Genomic DNA, 14,480 nt, shown 5'->3' with positions numbered 1-14,480 from the left:
TGCCTGTAGCGCAGCAAAAAACGCGGGGCGAGCCGAGCTTTCCCCGCGTTTTTCTTTGGATGTTGTATATTCGGGATGGATAGTTTCACCCACGGATTTCGAATGACAACTAGCTTCAAACGATGTGTGTCGATGGCGTCGCTGGCGCTGCTGGGCTGCGGCGCGGCCCAGGCGCAGATCTACAAATGCGTCTCGCCCAGCGGCAGCATCGAGTACACCGACGTCAACCGCGGCAGCCATTGCAAGTCCATGGATTTGCCGGGCGCCGTGATCCCGGCGCCGCCGCGCCGCCAGGCCGCGCCCGCGCGCGGCAACGTGCCGGCGCCGGTCGGCACGCCGGGCGATTTTCCCCGCGTCGACAGCGCCGAGCAGCGCGCGCGCGACGCCGACCGCCGCGGCATCCTGGAGGACGAGCTGAAGAGCGAGACGCAAAAGCTGGCCGAGCTGCGCAAGGAGTTCAACAACGGCGAGCCGGAACGGCGCGGCGATGAGCGCAACTACGCCAAATACCTGGACCGGGTGGCCGGCATGCGCGACAGCATCAGCCGCTCGGAAAAAAATATCGAAGCATTGAAACGTGAGATCGCGAACATCCGATGACGAGTCTACATAACGCCGGCAAGTACCGGCCGGCGGCCCTGGCGGGCCTGGAGCTGCTGGCTTCGGCCGTGGTGCTGCTGGATCCCGAGGGCCGCTTCGTCTACGCCAACGCGGCCGCCGAGAATCTGCTGGAGAGCTCGCTCAAGGCCCTGTCGCGCCAGACGCTGAGCGCGCAGTTCCTCAATCCCACCGAGCTCGACAACATCTGCACGCAGGCGCGCGAGCACAAGTTCTCCGACCTGCGCCAGGACCTGACCCTGGAGCGCGCCGGCCGCGATCCGCTGCATGTGCACAGCATCGTCTCGGCGCTGGACGACCCGGCCGGCCACGTGCTGATCGAACTGCGCGAGCACCTGCAGCACCTCAAGCTGGACCGCGAGGAGCGCATCCTCGACCAGAGCCAGGTCAACAAGGAGCTGATCCGCAACCTGGCGCACGAGATCAAGAACCCGCTGGGCGGCATCCGCGGCGCGGCGCAGCTGCTGGAGATGGAGCTGCCGGCGCTGCACGCGGGCCAGCTGCGCGAGTACACCCAGGTCATCATCAAGGAGGCGGACCGGCTGCAGACCTTGGTCGACCGCCTGCTGGCGCCGCACCGCCGGCCGCACATCGTCGGCGACGTCAACATCCACGAAGTGCTCGAGCGCGTGCGCAGCCTGATGCTGGCCGAGTTCCCGTCCGGCCTGACCATCCTGCGCGACTACGACGCCTCCATCCCCGAGTTCCGGGGCGACAAGGAACAGCTGATCCAGACCGTGCTCAACATCGCGCACAACGCCGCCCAGGCGCTGGCGGCGCGCATCGAGGCGGGCGATGCGGAGATCGTTTTCAAGACGCGCGTGGCCCGCCAGGTCACGCTGGCCAAGGTCCGCTACGGGCTGGCATTAGACTTGCATATCATCGACAATGGACCGGGTATCGCACCCCAGATCCGCGACCGGATTTTCTACCCGTTGGTATCGGGCAGGGAAGGGGGCAGCGGCTTGGGCTTGACCCTCGCGCAAACCTTCGTGCAGCAGCACATGGGCGTGATCGAGTGCGAGAGCCGGCCTGGATACACGGACTTCCGTATCCTGCTGCCGTTGCCATAAGCCAGGGCAAGCAGGGGCGGATGCCGAGTCCCTTGATTGACGATCCATATTGCGGGATACATACAACACATGAAGCCAATCTGGATAGTAGACGACGACGAATCGATCCGCTGGGTACTGGAAAAAGCGCTGGCGCGGGAAAACCTCGCCACCAAGAGTTTTGCCAACGCGCGCGACGCCATCGCCGCGCTGGAGTTCGAGACGCCGCAGGTGCTGGTGTCCGACATCCGCATGCCGGGCGACTCCGGCCTCGACCTGCTGCAACTGGTGAAGTCGCGCTTCCCCGGCCTGCCGGTCATCATCATCACCGCCTTCTCCGACCTGGACTCGGCCGTCGCGGCCTTCCAGGGCGGCGCCTTCGAATACCTGGCCAAGCCGTTCGACATCGACAAGGCCGTCGAGCTGATCCGCCGCGCGCTGGACGAGAGCCTGCGCGAGACCAGCGTCGAATCCGGTCCGTCGGAAACGCCCGAGATCCTCGGCCAGGCGCCGGCCATGCAGGAAGTGTTCCGCGCCATCGGCCGCCTGTCGCAGTCGAACGTGACGGTGCTGATCACCGGCGAATCGGGCTCGGGCAAGGAGCTGGTGGCGCGCGCGCTGCACAAGCACAGCCCGCGCGCATCGCAGCCCTTCATCGCGTTGAACACGGCGGCGATCCCGAAGGACTTGCTGGAATCCGAACTGTTCGGCCACGAGCGCGGCGCCTTCACCGGCGCGCAGACCACGCGGCGCGGCCGCTTCGAGCAGGCCGAGAACGGCACGCTGTTCCTCGACGAGATCGGCGACATGCCCTTCGATTTGCAGACGCGCCTGCTGCGCGTGCTGTCGGACGGCCACTTCTACCGCGTCGGCGGCCACCAGCCGCTGAAGGCCAACGTGCGCGTGATCACCGCCACGCACCAGAACCTTGAACAGCGCGTGCGCGAAGGCTTGTTCCGCGAGGACTTGTACCACCGCCTGAACGTGATCCGCCTGCGCCTGCCCAGTTTGAGGGAGCGGCGCGAGGACATCCCTATTTTGGTGCGCCACTTCCTGGTGCAGAGCGCCAAGCAGCTGGGCGTGGAAGCCAAGCGCATGAGCGACGCCACGCTGCAGTTCCTCAGCGGCCTGGACTTGCCGGGCAATGTGCGCCAGCTGGAAAACCTGTGCAACTGGATCACGGTGATGGCGCCGGGCCAGACGGTGGAGGTGAAGGACCTGCCGCTGGAGCTGACCCAGGAGCAGGGCCAGGGTCATGCGGCGGCGCCGTCCGAAAGCTACGCGCCGATCCAGCACCACGGCACGGTGATGTCGGTTCCGGTGGCCGAGTCCGCCAGCACGCAGCCGGCGGCCGGCGCGCCGGACGCCTGGCTGGGATTGCTGGAGGCGCAGGCCGCCAGCATGCTCAGCGGTGGGCAGCAGGAAGTGATGGCGGTGCTGGGCCGGCAGTTCGAGTCGGCGCTGATCCGCACCGCGCTCAAGCACACGCACGGCCGCAAGAACGACGCGGCGGTGCGGCTGGGCATAGGCCGCAACACCATCACCCGCAAGATCGCCGAACTCGGCATCGACGGCGCCAAGGACGATTGATCCAGGCTGCCGCGCCGGTTTGAGGTAAGCTCTTGGCTGACGAAGCCAGGAGCTTTTTTTTAATGGAAACAGTATGCTGATTAATTGCGTGGCCTATCAGGACGGCCAGAAGCTGGCGGACATTCCCGTCGAGGAGATCAGCGAGTACATCGAGAAACCGGAGACCTTTGTCTGGGTGGCGTTGCGCGACGCCCAGCCGGACGAGCTGGCGATCATGCAGCAGGAGTTCGGCCTGCACGAGCTGGCCGTGGAGGATGCGCGGCGCGGCCACCAGCGGCCCAAGATCGAGGAGTACGGCGATTCGCTGTTCGTGGTGGTCAAGACCATCGAGTGCCGCGACGGCGACGTCGCCATCGGCGAGGTGGACATGTTCGTCGGCGACAGCTACGTGCTGTCCTCGCGCGACGGCCACAGCCAGCAGGGCTTCCTCGGCGTGCGCGCGCGCGCGGAAAAGGAGCCGCACATGCTGCGCCTCGGCCCGGCCTTCGTGCTGTATGCGCTGATGGACGCGGTGGTGGACCGCTACTTCCCGGTGCTGGACATGCTGGAGACGGAGCTGGAAAAAATCGAGGAGCTGATCTTCAGCCAGGGCAAGCAGCGCGACAACATCCAGCGCCTGTATGAGCTCAAGCGCAAGGTGACCATTGTGCGCCATGTGGTGTCGCCGCTGATGGAGGCGGTCGGGCGGCTGCACGGCGGCCGCGTGCCGGCCATGTGCCAGGACACGCAGGAATATTTCCGCGACGTGCACGACCATTTGCACCGCATCAGCTCATCTCTCGACACGATACGCGACACCATCGCCACGGCGATCCAGGTCAACCTGTCGATGGTGGCGATCGAGGAGAGCGAAGTGAACAAGCGGCTGGCGGCGTGGGCGGCGATCTTCGCGATCTGCACCGCGTTTGCCGGCGTGTGGGGGATGAACTTCAAGGTCATGCCGGAGCTGGAATGGAAGTACGGCTATCCGTTCGCGCTGTCGGTGATGGTGGGCGTGTGCCTGTACCTGCACCGGCGCTTCAAGAAGGCCGGCTGGTTGTAGATGGAAAACAGACGAAAAAAAGCCCGCGCGAACTGGATCGCGCGGGCTTTTTGTTTTACGTGCTGACGATTACTTGAACTTGTAGCCGGCGGTCACGTAGACGAAGCGGCCGCGTGGATCGTACTGGTTGATGTCGTAGCCGGACTGGAACTGATTGGTCACCGCGGTGCCGATCGTGTCAGGCTGCTTGTCGAACAGGTTCTTCACGCCCACCGCCAGGGTCAGGTTCTTGATGCCGCGGTAGGTCACGTTGGCATCGTAGATGGCTTCCGACGAGATGAACACTTTGTTGTTGTTCAGGTCGTGGCCAACCTGGTAGCCGCTGCGATAGTTCTGCACCAGGGTGGTCGACCATGGGCCCTTGGTCCAGGTGCCGGCCAGCTGGTGCTTCCAACGCAGGATCACGCCGCCGTTTTGCGCGCCGATCACCGGCGTGCCGTTCTCGTCGTTGTCAACGATGGTGCCGACCTTGTGCGACACTACGCCGCCCGGGCTGGTCTGGTCGAAGATATCCATGTAGGTACCGTTCAGGTTGGCTTCCAGCTTACCGAAGCTGAAGTTGTCCTTCCAGTTGGCCGACAGGTCCAGGCCCTGCACGTTGGCGTTGCCGGTGTTGGCCAGGATCTGGTGGATGCTCTCGACCTCGTTGTCCTTCAGCGTCACCAGGTTGGCGTAGGCCGGGTCGCCTGCGCGGAAGCGCGATACCACTTCCTGCGCCGATGGCGTGGCCAGGATGTCGCGGATGTTGATGTTGAAGAAGTCGACACCGATGCTGGTGGTCGACACCGGCTGCCAGACGACGCCGAACGAATATTGCTTCGACTTCTCAGGCTTCAGCTTCGGATCGCCACCCGTCCACGAATTCACTTGCTGGCCGGTTTGCTTGGTCGCCGGGTCGGTGAACTGTTCGGAGGTGCCCAGCGTCTGCGGCTGCCACAGGTCGATCAGCGACGGTGCGCGGAAGCCGGTGCCGTAGGAGCCGCGCAGCACCACGGTCTTCACTGGCTGCCAGCGCACGCTGCCTTTCCAGTTGGCCGAATTGCCGACGTCGTCGTAGTGGTCGTCGCGCGCGCCGAGGTTGATTTCCAGCGCCTTCGTCAGAGGAATGTTCAATTCGCCGAACGCCGAGTTCACGGTGCGGTCGCGGTCGACCGGACGGACGGAACCGCCCAGGCCGGAGATGTCGCCCGACTGGTAGGCATCGCTCGGATTGGTGGTGTAGTTCTCCTTGCGCGACTGGACACCGACCGCGTATTGCGGGGTGATGCCGGCGATGGTCCAGAAGTCGCCGCTGATCTTGGCGTCGAACGAGTTGCTGCTCGATTTGGCGGCCAGGAAGTCGCCGCTGAACGCCGCGCCTTTCAGCTGGTCGGCCAGGGCGCCGGTCTGCACGCCGCCCGCGGCCCATGGGTTCCAGTTGCTGCTGTTGATGATCTTGGCGTAGCCCACTTGCGAGAAGTAGCCGGTGGTCACAGCGCTGTTGAGCTTGGACTCGTTGTGGGTCAGCGCCACTTCGTAGTCGACCGATCCGATGGTGCCCTTGGCGCCGACGACCACGCGCGCCTGCTTGGCGGTGTCGACGTTCTGGCGCGGACCGAAGTCGAACACGCGCGAGGTGATCGCCAGCGGCTTGCCGATCAGCGAGGTGTAGCCCTGGCTTTGCAGGTAGGGCGCGGCGATCGACTGGTAGGCCGGGTTGCTTGGGAAGAGCAGCAGTGCCGCGTCCACTTTCTGCTTGGCGAACTCGCCGTCGGTTTCAAAGAAGCTGGCGCGCGCCGGCGAAGCCTGGTAGGTCTGGGTGACCTTGCTTTGCGAGTACAGCATGTCGGCGAACAGCTGGTGCTTGTCGTTCAGCTGATAGGTCAGGTTGCCGGTGAGGTTGAACAGTTCGCGATCAGGCGTCAGGCCGACGTCCGGGCCGCTGTCGTAGTAGCAGTAAGGCGAACCCTTGGCGCCGTTCTGCAGCGTGCCCATCTTGATGGTGCCGCACTGGTCGCCGATGGCCAGCGGGTTGCCGTAGCCGGAGCCGCCCGCGCTGAAGCCGGCGTCCTTGCCTTTGCCCTGCGTGAACGAGCCCTGGATGTTGCCCAGGCCGGTCGCGGTGCCGTTGTAGTAAGGCAGCTTGGTCGACGTGGCCGCGTAGTCGCGGTCGCGGCCGAACAGGGCCTTCTCTTTTTCGTAGGAGCCCGAAACAACCAGGTTCAGCTTGTCGGTGTTGTAGCCGCCGGTGATCGAGGCCTTGGAGTTCTGGCCGCCGCCGCTTTGCGATGGGGAGCCGTAGCCGCCGGTGATTTCCACGCCGTCGGTCTGCTTGGACAGGATGAAGTTGACCACGCCGGCCACCGCATCGCTGCCGTACACGCCGGACGCGCCATCCTTCAGCACTTCGACGCGCTCGATGGCGGCCAGCGGGATGACGTTGACGTTGACGGAGGCGCCGTCGCTGCCGGCGAACGCGGCCAGGCGGCGGCCGTTGACCAGCACCAGGGTGCGGGTCGAGCCCAGGCCGCGCAGCGAGATCGACGACAGGCCGCCGGTCGAGGTGCCGGCGCCGGTGGCGTTGCTGGTGCCGCCGGCCGACGAGAACGCCGAGATCGACTGCAGCAGTTCTTCGGTGCTGGTCGCGCCGGTGCGGGCGATGTCCGCCTTGGTCACGATTTGAACCGGCAGCGACGTTTCAGCGTCTACACGCTTAATCGACGAGCCGGTGATTTCCACGCGTTGCATGCCAGGGGTCTCCTGGGCAAATACTGGCTGGGCCAGCAGGCCTGCACCGATCAGTGCAGCGCTGCCCGAAAACATCAGGCGCAGTGAACGCGAAATTACAGTTTCCATCATCATTGCTTTTGAACTCCTAGCGAGGTTGCGGCTTAATACTTTGTCATTAAAGATTCCACAATGGATAATCCATCTATAAATTATCCAAGGCGTGCATGAGACCACCGGAGCCCACCACGGTCAATTCACCTTCTGTAACAACAGTGAAATAAACAACACATTTCACAGGAATATCAAAAAAAAGCGATTTTTTTACACAAAAATACAAAGTATTTGGTCGTTTATGGCCGATTGGTGCTAGGAGATCGTCAAACATGCAACCATGTTCATGGGGCCAAAGTTGCGGTATGTGATGACTGATTGTCGGCCTGATAATGGGCCTGGGGAGGGGCCGGCCGCCGCGATGCCTTGCCGCGGCCGGTCAGGGGGGGGGGATCAGGGCTGCTGGTCGGCGGCCATGGACAAGGCGACCGCCTCGGCCACCTTGATGCCGTCGACGCCGGCCGACAGGATGCCGCCCGCGTAGCCGGCGCCTTCGCCGGCCGGGAACAGGCCGCGCGTGTTCAGGCTTTGCAGCGTGTCGTCGCGGCGCTTGATGCGGATCGGCGACGAGGTGCGCGTCTCCAGCCCGGTCAGGACGGCGTCGTGCTTGAAGTAGCCCTTGACCTGCTTGTCGAACGCCGGGAAGGCTTCGCGCAGCGCCGTCACGGCGAACTCCGGCAGGATGGTGGCCAGGTCGGTCAGGTGCACGCCCGGCTTGTACGACGGCACCACGCTGCCGAACGCGGTCGAGGCGCGGCCGGCGACGAAATCGCCCATCAGCTGGCCCGGCGCGTTGTAGGTGCCGCCGCCCAGCTCGAAGGCCTTTTCCTCCAGGCGGCGCTGGAACTCGATGCCGGCCAGCGGGTGGCCGGGGTAGTCGACTTCCGGCGAAATGCTGACCACGATGGCGCTGTTGGCGTTGCGCTCGTTGCGCGAGTACTGGCTCATGCCGTTGGTCACCACGCGGCCCGGCTCGGACGCGGCCGCCACCACGGTGCCGCCGGGGCACATGCAGAAGCTGTACACGGCGCGGCCGTTGGAGGCGTGGTGCACCAGCTTGTAGTCGGCCGCGCCGAGGATGGGGTGGCCGGCGTTGGGGCCGAAGCGGCAGGCGTCGATCAGCGACTGCGGGTGCTCGACGCGGAAGCCGATCGAGAACGGCTTGGCCTCGATGTAGACGCCGCGCCGGTGCAGCATCTCGAAGGTGTCGCGCGCGCTGTGGCCGATCGCCAGCACCACGTGGTTGGTGACGAGTTTCTCGCCGCTCTCCAGCGTCAGGCCGCGCACCTGGCCGCCGTCCGGGCCCTGCTCGATGTCGATGTCGACCACCTTGCTCTCGAAGCGGTATTCGCCGCCCATCTGCTCGATGTTGGCGCGCATCTGCTCGACCATCTTCACCAGGCGGAAGGTGCCGATGTGCGGCTTGCTGACGTAGATGATTTCCTCCGGCGCGCCGGCCTTGACGAACTCGGTGAGCACCTTGCGGCCGTAGTGCTTGGGGTCCTTGATCTGACTGTACAGCTTGCCGTCCGAGAAGGTGCCGGCGCCGCCTTCGCCGAACTGCACGTTCGACTCGGGATTGAGTTCGCGCTTGCGCCAGAAGCCGAAGGTGTCGACGGTGCGTTCGCGCACCTGCTTGCCGCGTTCGAGGATGATGGGGCGCAGGCCCATCTGGGCCAGGATCAGCGCCGCGAACAGGCCGCACGGGCCGGTGCCGATCACCACCGGGCGCGGATTCTGGTCGTGGCCGGCGAGCTGCTCGCCGTGGGCGACGAACTTGTACGAGGTGTCCGGCGACGGCATCAGGTGGGTGTCGTGGTGCAGGCGCTTGAGCACTTCGGCCTCGTCCTTGACGTCGACGTCGAGCGAGTAGATCAGCACGATCGCGGTTTTCTTGCGGGCGTCGTAGCTGCGCTTGAAGACGGTGAAGCCGAGCAGGGCGTCGGCGGCGATGCCCAGGCGGGCCAGGATGGCGGCCGGCAGTTCGGCCTCGGCGTGGTTGAGGGGAAGTTTTACTTCATTGAGTCGCAACATGGCAGATCGTTCCGAAAAATAACGGGCCCCGTAGTTAGCGGGGAGGAAGGCGGGCGAGGCCCGCGAGCCGCTATTTTACCGTATGCGTCCAGGCATAAAAAAGCCGCCGGTGTCGGCTTGCGGCCGCGCCTAATCCATGCCGCCCCAGCTTGCGCTCAGTATCGCGAGCGCGGCCAGGCCGGCGGTTTCGGTGCGCAGGATGCGCGGCCCCATCGCCAACGGCAGCGCGCCGCGGGCGATCGCCAGCTGTTCCTCCGCCTCGCTCAAGCCGCCCTCGGGGCCGACCACCAGCGTCACCGGCTGCGCCGGCTGGTGGCGCGCCCAGTGGGCCAGCGACTGCTCGGCGCGCGGCGTCAGGATGATGCGCTTGTGCAGGTCCTGCTGGCCGATCCATTGTTTGTAGTCCTGCAGCGGCGCCAGCCGGCCCAGCCGGTTGCGTCCGCTCTGCTCGGACGCCGACACCACGATGCTTTGCCAGTGCCCCATTTTTTTCTCCGCGCGTTCGGCCGACAGGCGCACCACGCAGCGCTGCGTCGCCAGCGGCTGGATGCCCGACACGCCGAGCTCGATGGCTTTTTCGATGATCCAGTCCATTTTGCTGGCCTCGGGCAGCGCCTGCGCCAGGGTGACGGCAAACGGCAGCTCGACCTCGCGCGCGTGGTGGGCCTTGACCTCGGCCGTGACACTGCGCCGCTCGATCTGGCTCAGGGTGGCGCTGTATTCGCCGCCGGCGCCGTCAAACAGCGTGATGAGTTCGCCCTGGGCCAGGCGCAGCACCTGGATATGGTGGGCCACGGCGTCGGGCAGGGTGAGGATTTGGCCGACGGCCAGCGGGAGGGGGGCGTAGAAACGGGGCATGCGGGGATCCGGTCAGATTGTCGTCGGCAATTTTAATCGCTGCCCGGGCTGGACGGGGAATTACCGCTGTGTTGGCGACTGAAAGTCTTCTGGATGGGGTTTGCGGCGCGGGAAGGATCGATCGCGGCGCCGTGCTGTCGCTACCGCGCCACACTGGCACCGCGGGAAAACCGCCGGTTTGCCCGGTTGACGAAAATTTCGTCATTCGCGGATTTTGATAATTTTGTATCGAAAAAAGGCCAACTATCAATATAAAATTTTCAAGAGCTGCAATCCGAAAAGGGAATGTGCGTCGTCATCATAAAGTATTGTTGGAACAATGGATATTGATTTATACCGTTTGATACAGATTTTTTGCGATCACGTTGTTTTCTTGTGTAAGGGAAAGTTGCGTTGTTGACAGCTTTGCCATATGCATGTTTTTATAAGAAGAAGGCTGAGTTATACAGCCTTGATTTTGGTAAATAAGTCTCCACGAGAGACGGGCTTCATTGCCTACAAAGGCAAATCTTTTTATTTAAATTGGGAAAAACCATGCTCAGGAAAACAGTTTTAGTCAACGCCCTGTCGATCGCGTTCGGAACAGCGGCCATGACCGTTGCCGTGATGCAGCCGGCAATGGCGCAGTCGAACGCCAGCGGTACCGTCTACGGCCGCGTTGCTCCAGGCACCGCGACCACTGTCGTGCTGAAAAATCTGGACACCAACCAGACGCGTACCACCGCGGTCGACGCCAGCGGCGGGTTCAGCGTCTCCTCCATGCCGATCGGCCGCTACAGCGTTACGCTGATGAGCGGCGGTGCGGCGGGTTCGACCACCAGCCTCGAAGTGCTGGCGGGCCAGGGTGTCGAGGCCGTGTTCAGCACCGGCGTGCAGTCGGTGCAAGTGACCGGCCGCCGCAGCCGCATCGACATCTCCAGCGCCAACAACGGCGCCACCTTCACCGCGCGCGAACTGGACAAGCTGCCGATCGCCCGCAACGTCGACGCCATCGTGCAACTGGCGCCCAACACCACCCACGGTGACCCGACCTATGCCGCAGGCTCCAGCCTGGGCGGCGGCGGCGCGTCGGAAAACGCGTACTACATCAACGGTTTCCCTGTCACCAATCCGCTGACCCAGCTGGGCGGCTTTGAACTGCCGTTCGGCGCGATCGCCCAGGCGCAGGTGCTGACCGGCGGCTACGGCGCCGAATTCGGCCGTTCGGTCGGCGGTGTGGTCAACATCACCACCAAATCCGGCACCAACACCTGGGAAGTCGGCGGCATGGTCTCGACCTCGCCGAAAGACACCCGCGCCCGCTACAAGGACATGTACTACGCCAATACCGGCAAGTTCCCGTACACGCCGGCCACCGCGACCACCCCTGCCAAGGGCACCGACGGTTCGCTGCGCATCCGCCGCGAAGACAACGACCGCGAACAGAACCAGTATTCCGCCTATGTCGGCGGCCCGCTGATCAAGGACACGTTGTTCGCCTTCGTCGCCCTGGAGCAGACCGAAGACAAGGTGTCGGGCGTCTACAACGGCCGCACGGCGCTGACCAACGCCTCCAACGGCTGGCGCGACTACCAGACCAACACCAAGCGCTACTACATGAAGTTGGACTGGAACATCAACGAGAATCACCGTCTCGAGTACACCGGCCTCGGCGATCTGCCGCAGACCAACACCCAGTACCGTTCGTACGACTACGCGACCCGTGCCATCGGCAGCACCGTCAATACCTCGACCCACGAAGAATACGGTCCGTTCAACGCGAACGGCGGCCAGGCCAACATCCTGCGCTACATCGGCAACATCACCGACGACCTGACCATCAACGCGCTGTACGGCAAATCGCGCGCCAGCCACGTCTATACGCCGACCGGCTACGATCCAACGCTGGCGCAGGTCACCGCCTCGCCTGAGAACCAGGCCCCGGGCCTGAACTACAGCGGCGGCCAGCCGTTCAGCACCAACCAGCCATTCAACGGCTCCAAGGACAACGTCATCTCGAAACGCCTGGACCTCGAATACAAGCTGGGCGACCACAAGCTGCGCGCCGGTCTGGACAACAACTCGATGTCCTCGCTCAACGCCGGTGACGCGCTGGCGGGCGGCGCGCTGTGGACCTACCTGAAGACCGATCCGAACAAGCCGACCACCGTCGCCGGCGGTACGGTTCCTGTGCTGGCTGGCCGCGGCCCGCTGGCGTCGCAGGGCTTCTATGTGTCGAAGACCTTGTCGTCGACCATCTCCAACGCCTACGCCGGCCAGGACGCGCAGTACGTGGAAGACCAGTGGCAAGTGACCAAGAAGCTCCTGATCACCGGCGGCATCCGTCGCGAGGGCTTCTACAACGCCAACCAGGACGGCACCAAGTACATCGAAATGAAGAACCAGATCGCGCCGCGTCTGTCGGCCGTCTGGGACGCCAACGGCGACTCTTCGTTCAAGGTCTTCGGTAGCGCCGGCCGCTACACGCTGCAGATGCCGACCCTGATCGCGCTGCGTGGCGCCAACGGTTCGCTCAACACCAGCGAGTACTACACCTACACCGGCACCGACGCGCACGGCGCGCCGACCGGTCTGACCGCCGTGACCGGCGTGCTGTCGGCTAACAATGAATTCGGCCAGGCCAAGGATCCGAAGACCGTTGCAGCGCTGGACATGAAACCGTCGTTCCAGGACGAGATCACGCTGGGCTTCGAAAAAGCTTACAGCCCTGACCTGAACTTCGGTGTCAAAGGTACCTACCGCACCCTGAAATCGACCATCGACGACTTCTGCGATGGCCGCGTGTTCACCAAGTACGCCAAGGACCACAACATCGACACGTCGAACTATGAAGGTTTCAGCTGCGCCTCGTTCAATCCGGGCGAAGCCAACGACTTCCTGGTCGACTATGCCGGCACCAAGAGCAACTACACCCGCGTTCACCTGACCCAGTCCGACCTGGGCTTCGACAAGGCCAAGCGTAAGTACGCCGCGCTGGACTTCTTTGCCGAGCACCCATACCGCAACGGCTGGTACGGCAAGCTGAACTACACCCTGAGCCGCAGCACCGGCAACACGGAAGGCCAGACCTTGTCGGACACCACGACCGGCCAGGGCGACGTCGCGGCGACCCAGACCTGGGATTACGCCCAGCTGATGAAGTACGCGGACGGCCTGCTGCCTAACGATCGCAAACACCAGATCAAGGGCTACGGCTTCTACGAGGTGACGCCACAGCTGACCGTCGGCGGTTTCGTGACCATCGCCTCGGGTCGTCCACGCTCGTGCTCGGGTACCAACCCGACCACGCTGAACGACGTCGGCTACAACTACCAGTCGGCTTCGCACTACTGCTTCGGCGCCACCGGCGACCTGAATACGCCATCGCCACGCGGCACCCTGGGTCGTCTGCCATGGGAAAAAACCCTGGACCTGAACGCGTCGTACAAGCCGACCGCGCTGCCTGGCCTGACGCTGAAAGTTGACGTCTTCAACGTCTTCAACGATCAGTCGGTCCAGAAAGTTGTCGAGCGTTACAACACCAACCTGGCCCGCTACGCTCTGTACGAATCGGTACTGAACATGAGCGCGCCACGTTCGATGAAGTTCAGCGCGGAGTTCAACAAGAAGTTCTAAGCGCGTCACACGCCGGCCCCGGCCGGCTGCTGACCAAGGGGTGGCGTTCCGTCAAGGGGCGCCACCCTTTTTGGTTTGCCGGGCGCTGCTCTGGTAAAATACGCAGCTCAGAAAGTAGCGCGCCTACTGCAAACGAATTCAAACTCCGTGATTGACACACCACCATGACTTCTACGCTCCCGCATACCCCAATGGCTAACGCGATCCGCGCGCTGGCAATGGACGCCGTCCAGAAGGCCAATTCCGGCCACCCAGGCATGCCGATGGGCATGGCCGAGATCGCCGTGGCGCTGTGGAGTGGCCATTACAGCCACAACCCGGCCAACCCGAAATGGGTGAACCGCGACCGCTTCCTGCTGTCCAACGGCCACGGCTCGATGCTGCACTACGCGCTGCTGCACCTGTCGGGCTACGCGGTGACCATGGACGACATCAAGTCCTTCCGCCAGATGCACTCGAAAACCCCGGGCCATCCGGAAGTCGATGTCACGCCGGGCGTGGAAACGACCACCGGCCCGCTGGGCCAGGGCATCGCCAACGCGGTCGGCATGGCGCTGTCCGAGTACCTGCTGGCGGCCGAGTTCAACAAGCCGGGCCTGGACATCGTCGACCACTACACCTACGCCTTCGTCGGCGACGGCTGCCTGATGGAAGGCATCTCGCACGAGGTGTGCGCGCTGGCCGGCACGCTGGGCCTGAACAAGCTGATCGCGCTGTATGACGACAACGGCATCTCGATCGACGGCAAGGTCGAAGGCTGGTTCACCGACGACACCCCGGCCCGTTTCGAAGCCTACGGCTGGAACGTGATCCGCGCGGTCGACGGCCACCACCTGGCCGCCCTCTCCGCC

At 64.0% G+C, this 14,480-nt stretch carries 10 protein-coding genes; 6 read left to right on the top strand and 4 right to left on the bottom strand.

Going from position 1 to position 14,480, the window contains the following annotated elements:
- Nucleotides 1-102 precede the first annotated feature (102 nt).
- The 4 genes from HUX88_RS05435 to corA all read left to right on the top strand — a co-directional run bounded on the left by HUX88_RS05435 (nucleotide 103) and on the right by corA (nucleotide 4,302).
- Nucleotides 103-600 (top strand): DUF4124 domain-containing protein, encoded by a 498-nt coding sequence (locus tag HUX88_RS05435; RefSeq protein WP_229219221.1) that lies wholly within the window; start codon nucleotides 103-105, stop codon nucleotides 598-600.
- The gene (gene glnL, locus HUX88_RS05430) at nucleotides 597-1,691 is read left to right on the top strand and encodes a nitrogen regulation protein NR(II) (RefSeq protein ID WP_176361103.1); all 1,095 of its coding nucleotides are present in this window, start codon (nucleotides 597-599) and stop codon (nucleotides 1,689-1,691) included. The genes HUX88_RS05435 and glnL overlap by 4 nt, the downstream gene beginning before the upstream one ends.
- Nucleotides 1,692-1,760: 69 nt before the next feature.
- The gene (gene ntrC, locus HUX88_RS05425; RefSeq protein ID WP_117013182.1) at nucleotides 1,761-3,260 is read left to right on the top strand and encodes a nitrogen regulation protein NR(I); all 1,500 of its coding nucleotides are present in this window, start codon (nucleotides 1,761-1,763) and stop codon (nucleotides 3,258-3,260) included.
- 73 nt (nucleotides 3,261-3,333) lie between these two features.
- Nucleotides 3,334-4,302, top strand: coding sequence for a magnesium/cobalt transporter CorA (gene corA, locus HUX88_RS05420; RefSeq protein ID WP_117013183.1), 969 nt, complete (start codon nucleotides 3,334-3,336; stop codon nucleotides 4,300-4,302).
- Between the two features lie 69 nt (nucleotides 4,303-4,371).
- Here the strand turns inward: corA and HUX88_RS05415 are convergent, their stop codons facing one another.
- From HUX88_RS05415 to HUX88_RS05400, 4 genes are all read right to left on the bottom strand, one after another.
- On the bottom strand, nucleotides 4,372-7,029 hold the full coding sequence (locus HUX88_RS05415; RefSeq protein ID WP_229219220.1) for a TonB-dependent receptor: 2,658 nt from the start codon (nucleotides 7,027-7,029) through the stop codon (nucleotides 4,372-4,374).
- Between the two features lie 184 nt (nucleotides 7,030-7,213).
- Nucleotides 7,214-7,396: a hypothetical protein gene (locus HUX88_RS05410; protein ID WP_147330384.1), complete on the bottom strand. Its 183-nt coding sequence runs from the start codon at nucleotides 7,394-7,396 to the stop codon at nucleotides 7,214-7,216.
- A gap of 119 nt (nucleotides 7,397-7,515) precedes the next feature.
- Nucleotides 7,516-9,156 carry an NAD(P)/FAD-dependent oxidoreductase gene (locus HUX88_RS05405; RefSeq protein ID WP_117013185.1) on the bottom strand — a complete coding sequence of 547 codons (1,641 nt, stop codon included), beginning with the start codon at nucleotides 9,154-9,156 and terminating at the stop codon, nucleotides 7,516-7,518.
- A 129-nt stretch (nucleotides 9,157-9,285) separates the two neighbouring features.
- Nucleotides 9,286-10,014 (bottom strand): 16S rRNA (uracil(1498)-N(3))-methyltransferase, encoded by a 729-nt coding sequence (locus HUX88_RS05400; protein ID WP_117013186.1) that lies wholly within the window; start codon nucleotides 10,012-10,014, stop codon nucleotides 9,286-9,288.
- 534 nt (nucleotides 10,015-10,548) lie between these two features.
- Between HUX88_RS05400 and HUX88_RS05395 the strand changes: the two genes are divergently transcribed.
- Nucleotides 10,549-13,629, top strand: a complete 3,081-nt coding sequence (locus HUX88_RS05395; RefSeq protein ID WP_176361101.1) for a TonB-dependent receptor plug domain-containing protein — start codon at nucleotides 10,549-10,551, stop codon at nucleotides 13,627-13,629.
- 164 nt (nucleotides 13,630-13,793) lie between these two features.
- The coding region (locus tag HUX88_RS05390; protein ID WP_301549461.1) for a 1-deoxy-D-xylulose-5-phosphate synthase N-terminal domain-containing protein at nucleotides 13,794-14,480 on the top strand (687 nt) is incomplete at its 3' end.

This window comes from Duganella sp. BJB1802, assembly GCF_013369445.1.
Lineage (GTDB): Bacteria > Pseudomonadota > Gammaproteobacteria > Burkholderiales > Burkholderiaceae_D > Rugamonas > Rugamonas vulcania_A.
The sequence above is the reverse complement of the archived record's forward strand: the minus strand, read 5'-3'. Positions and strand labels throughout refer to the sequence as shown.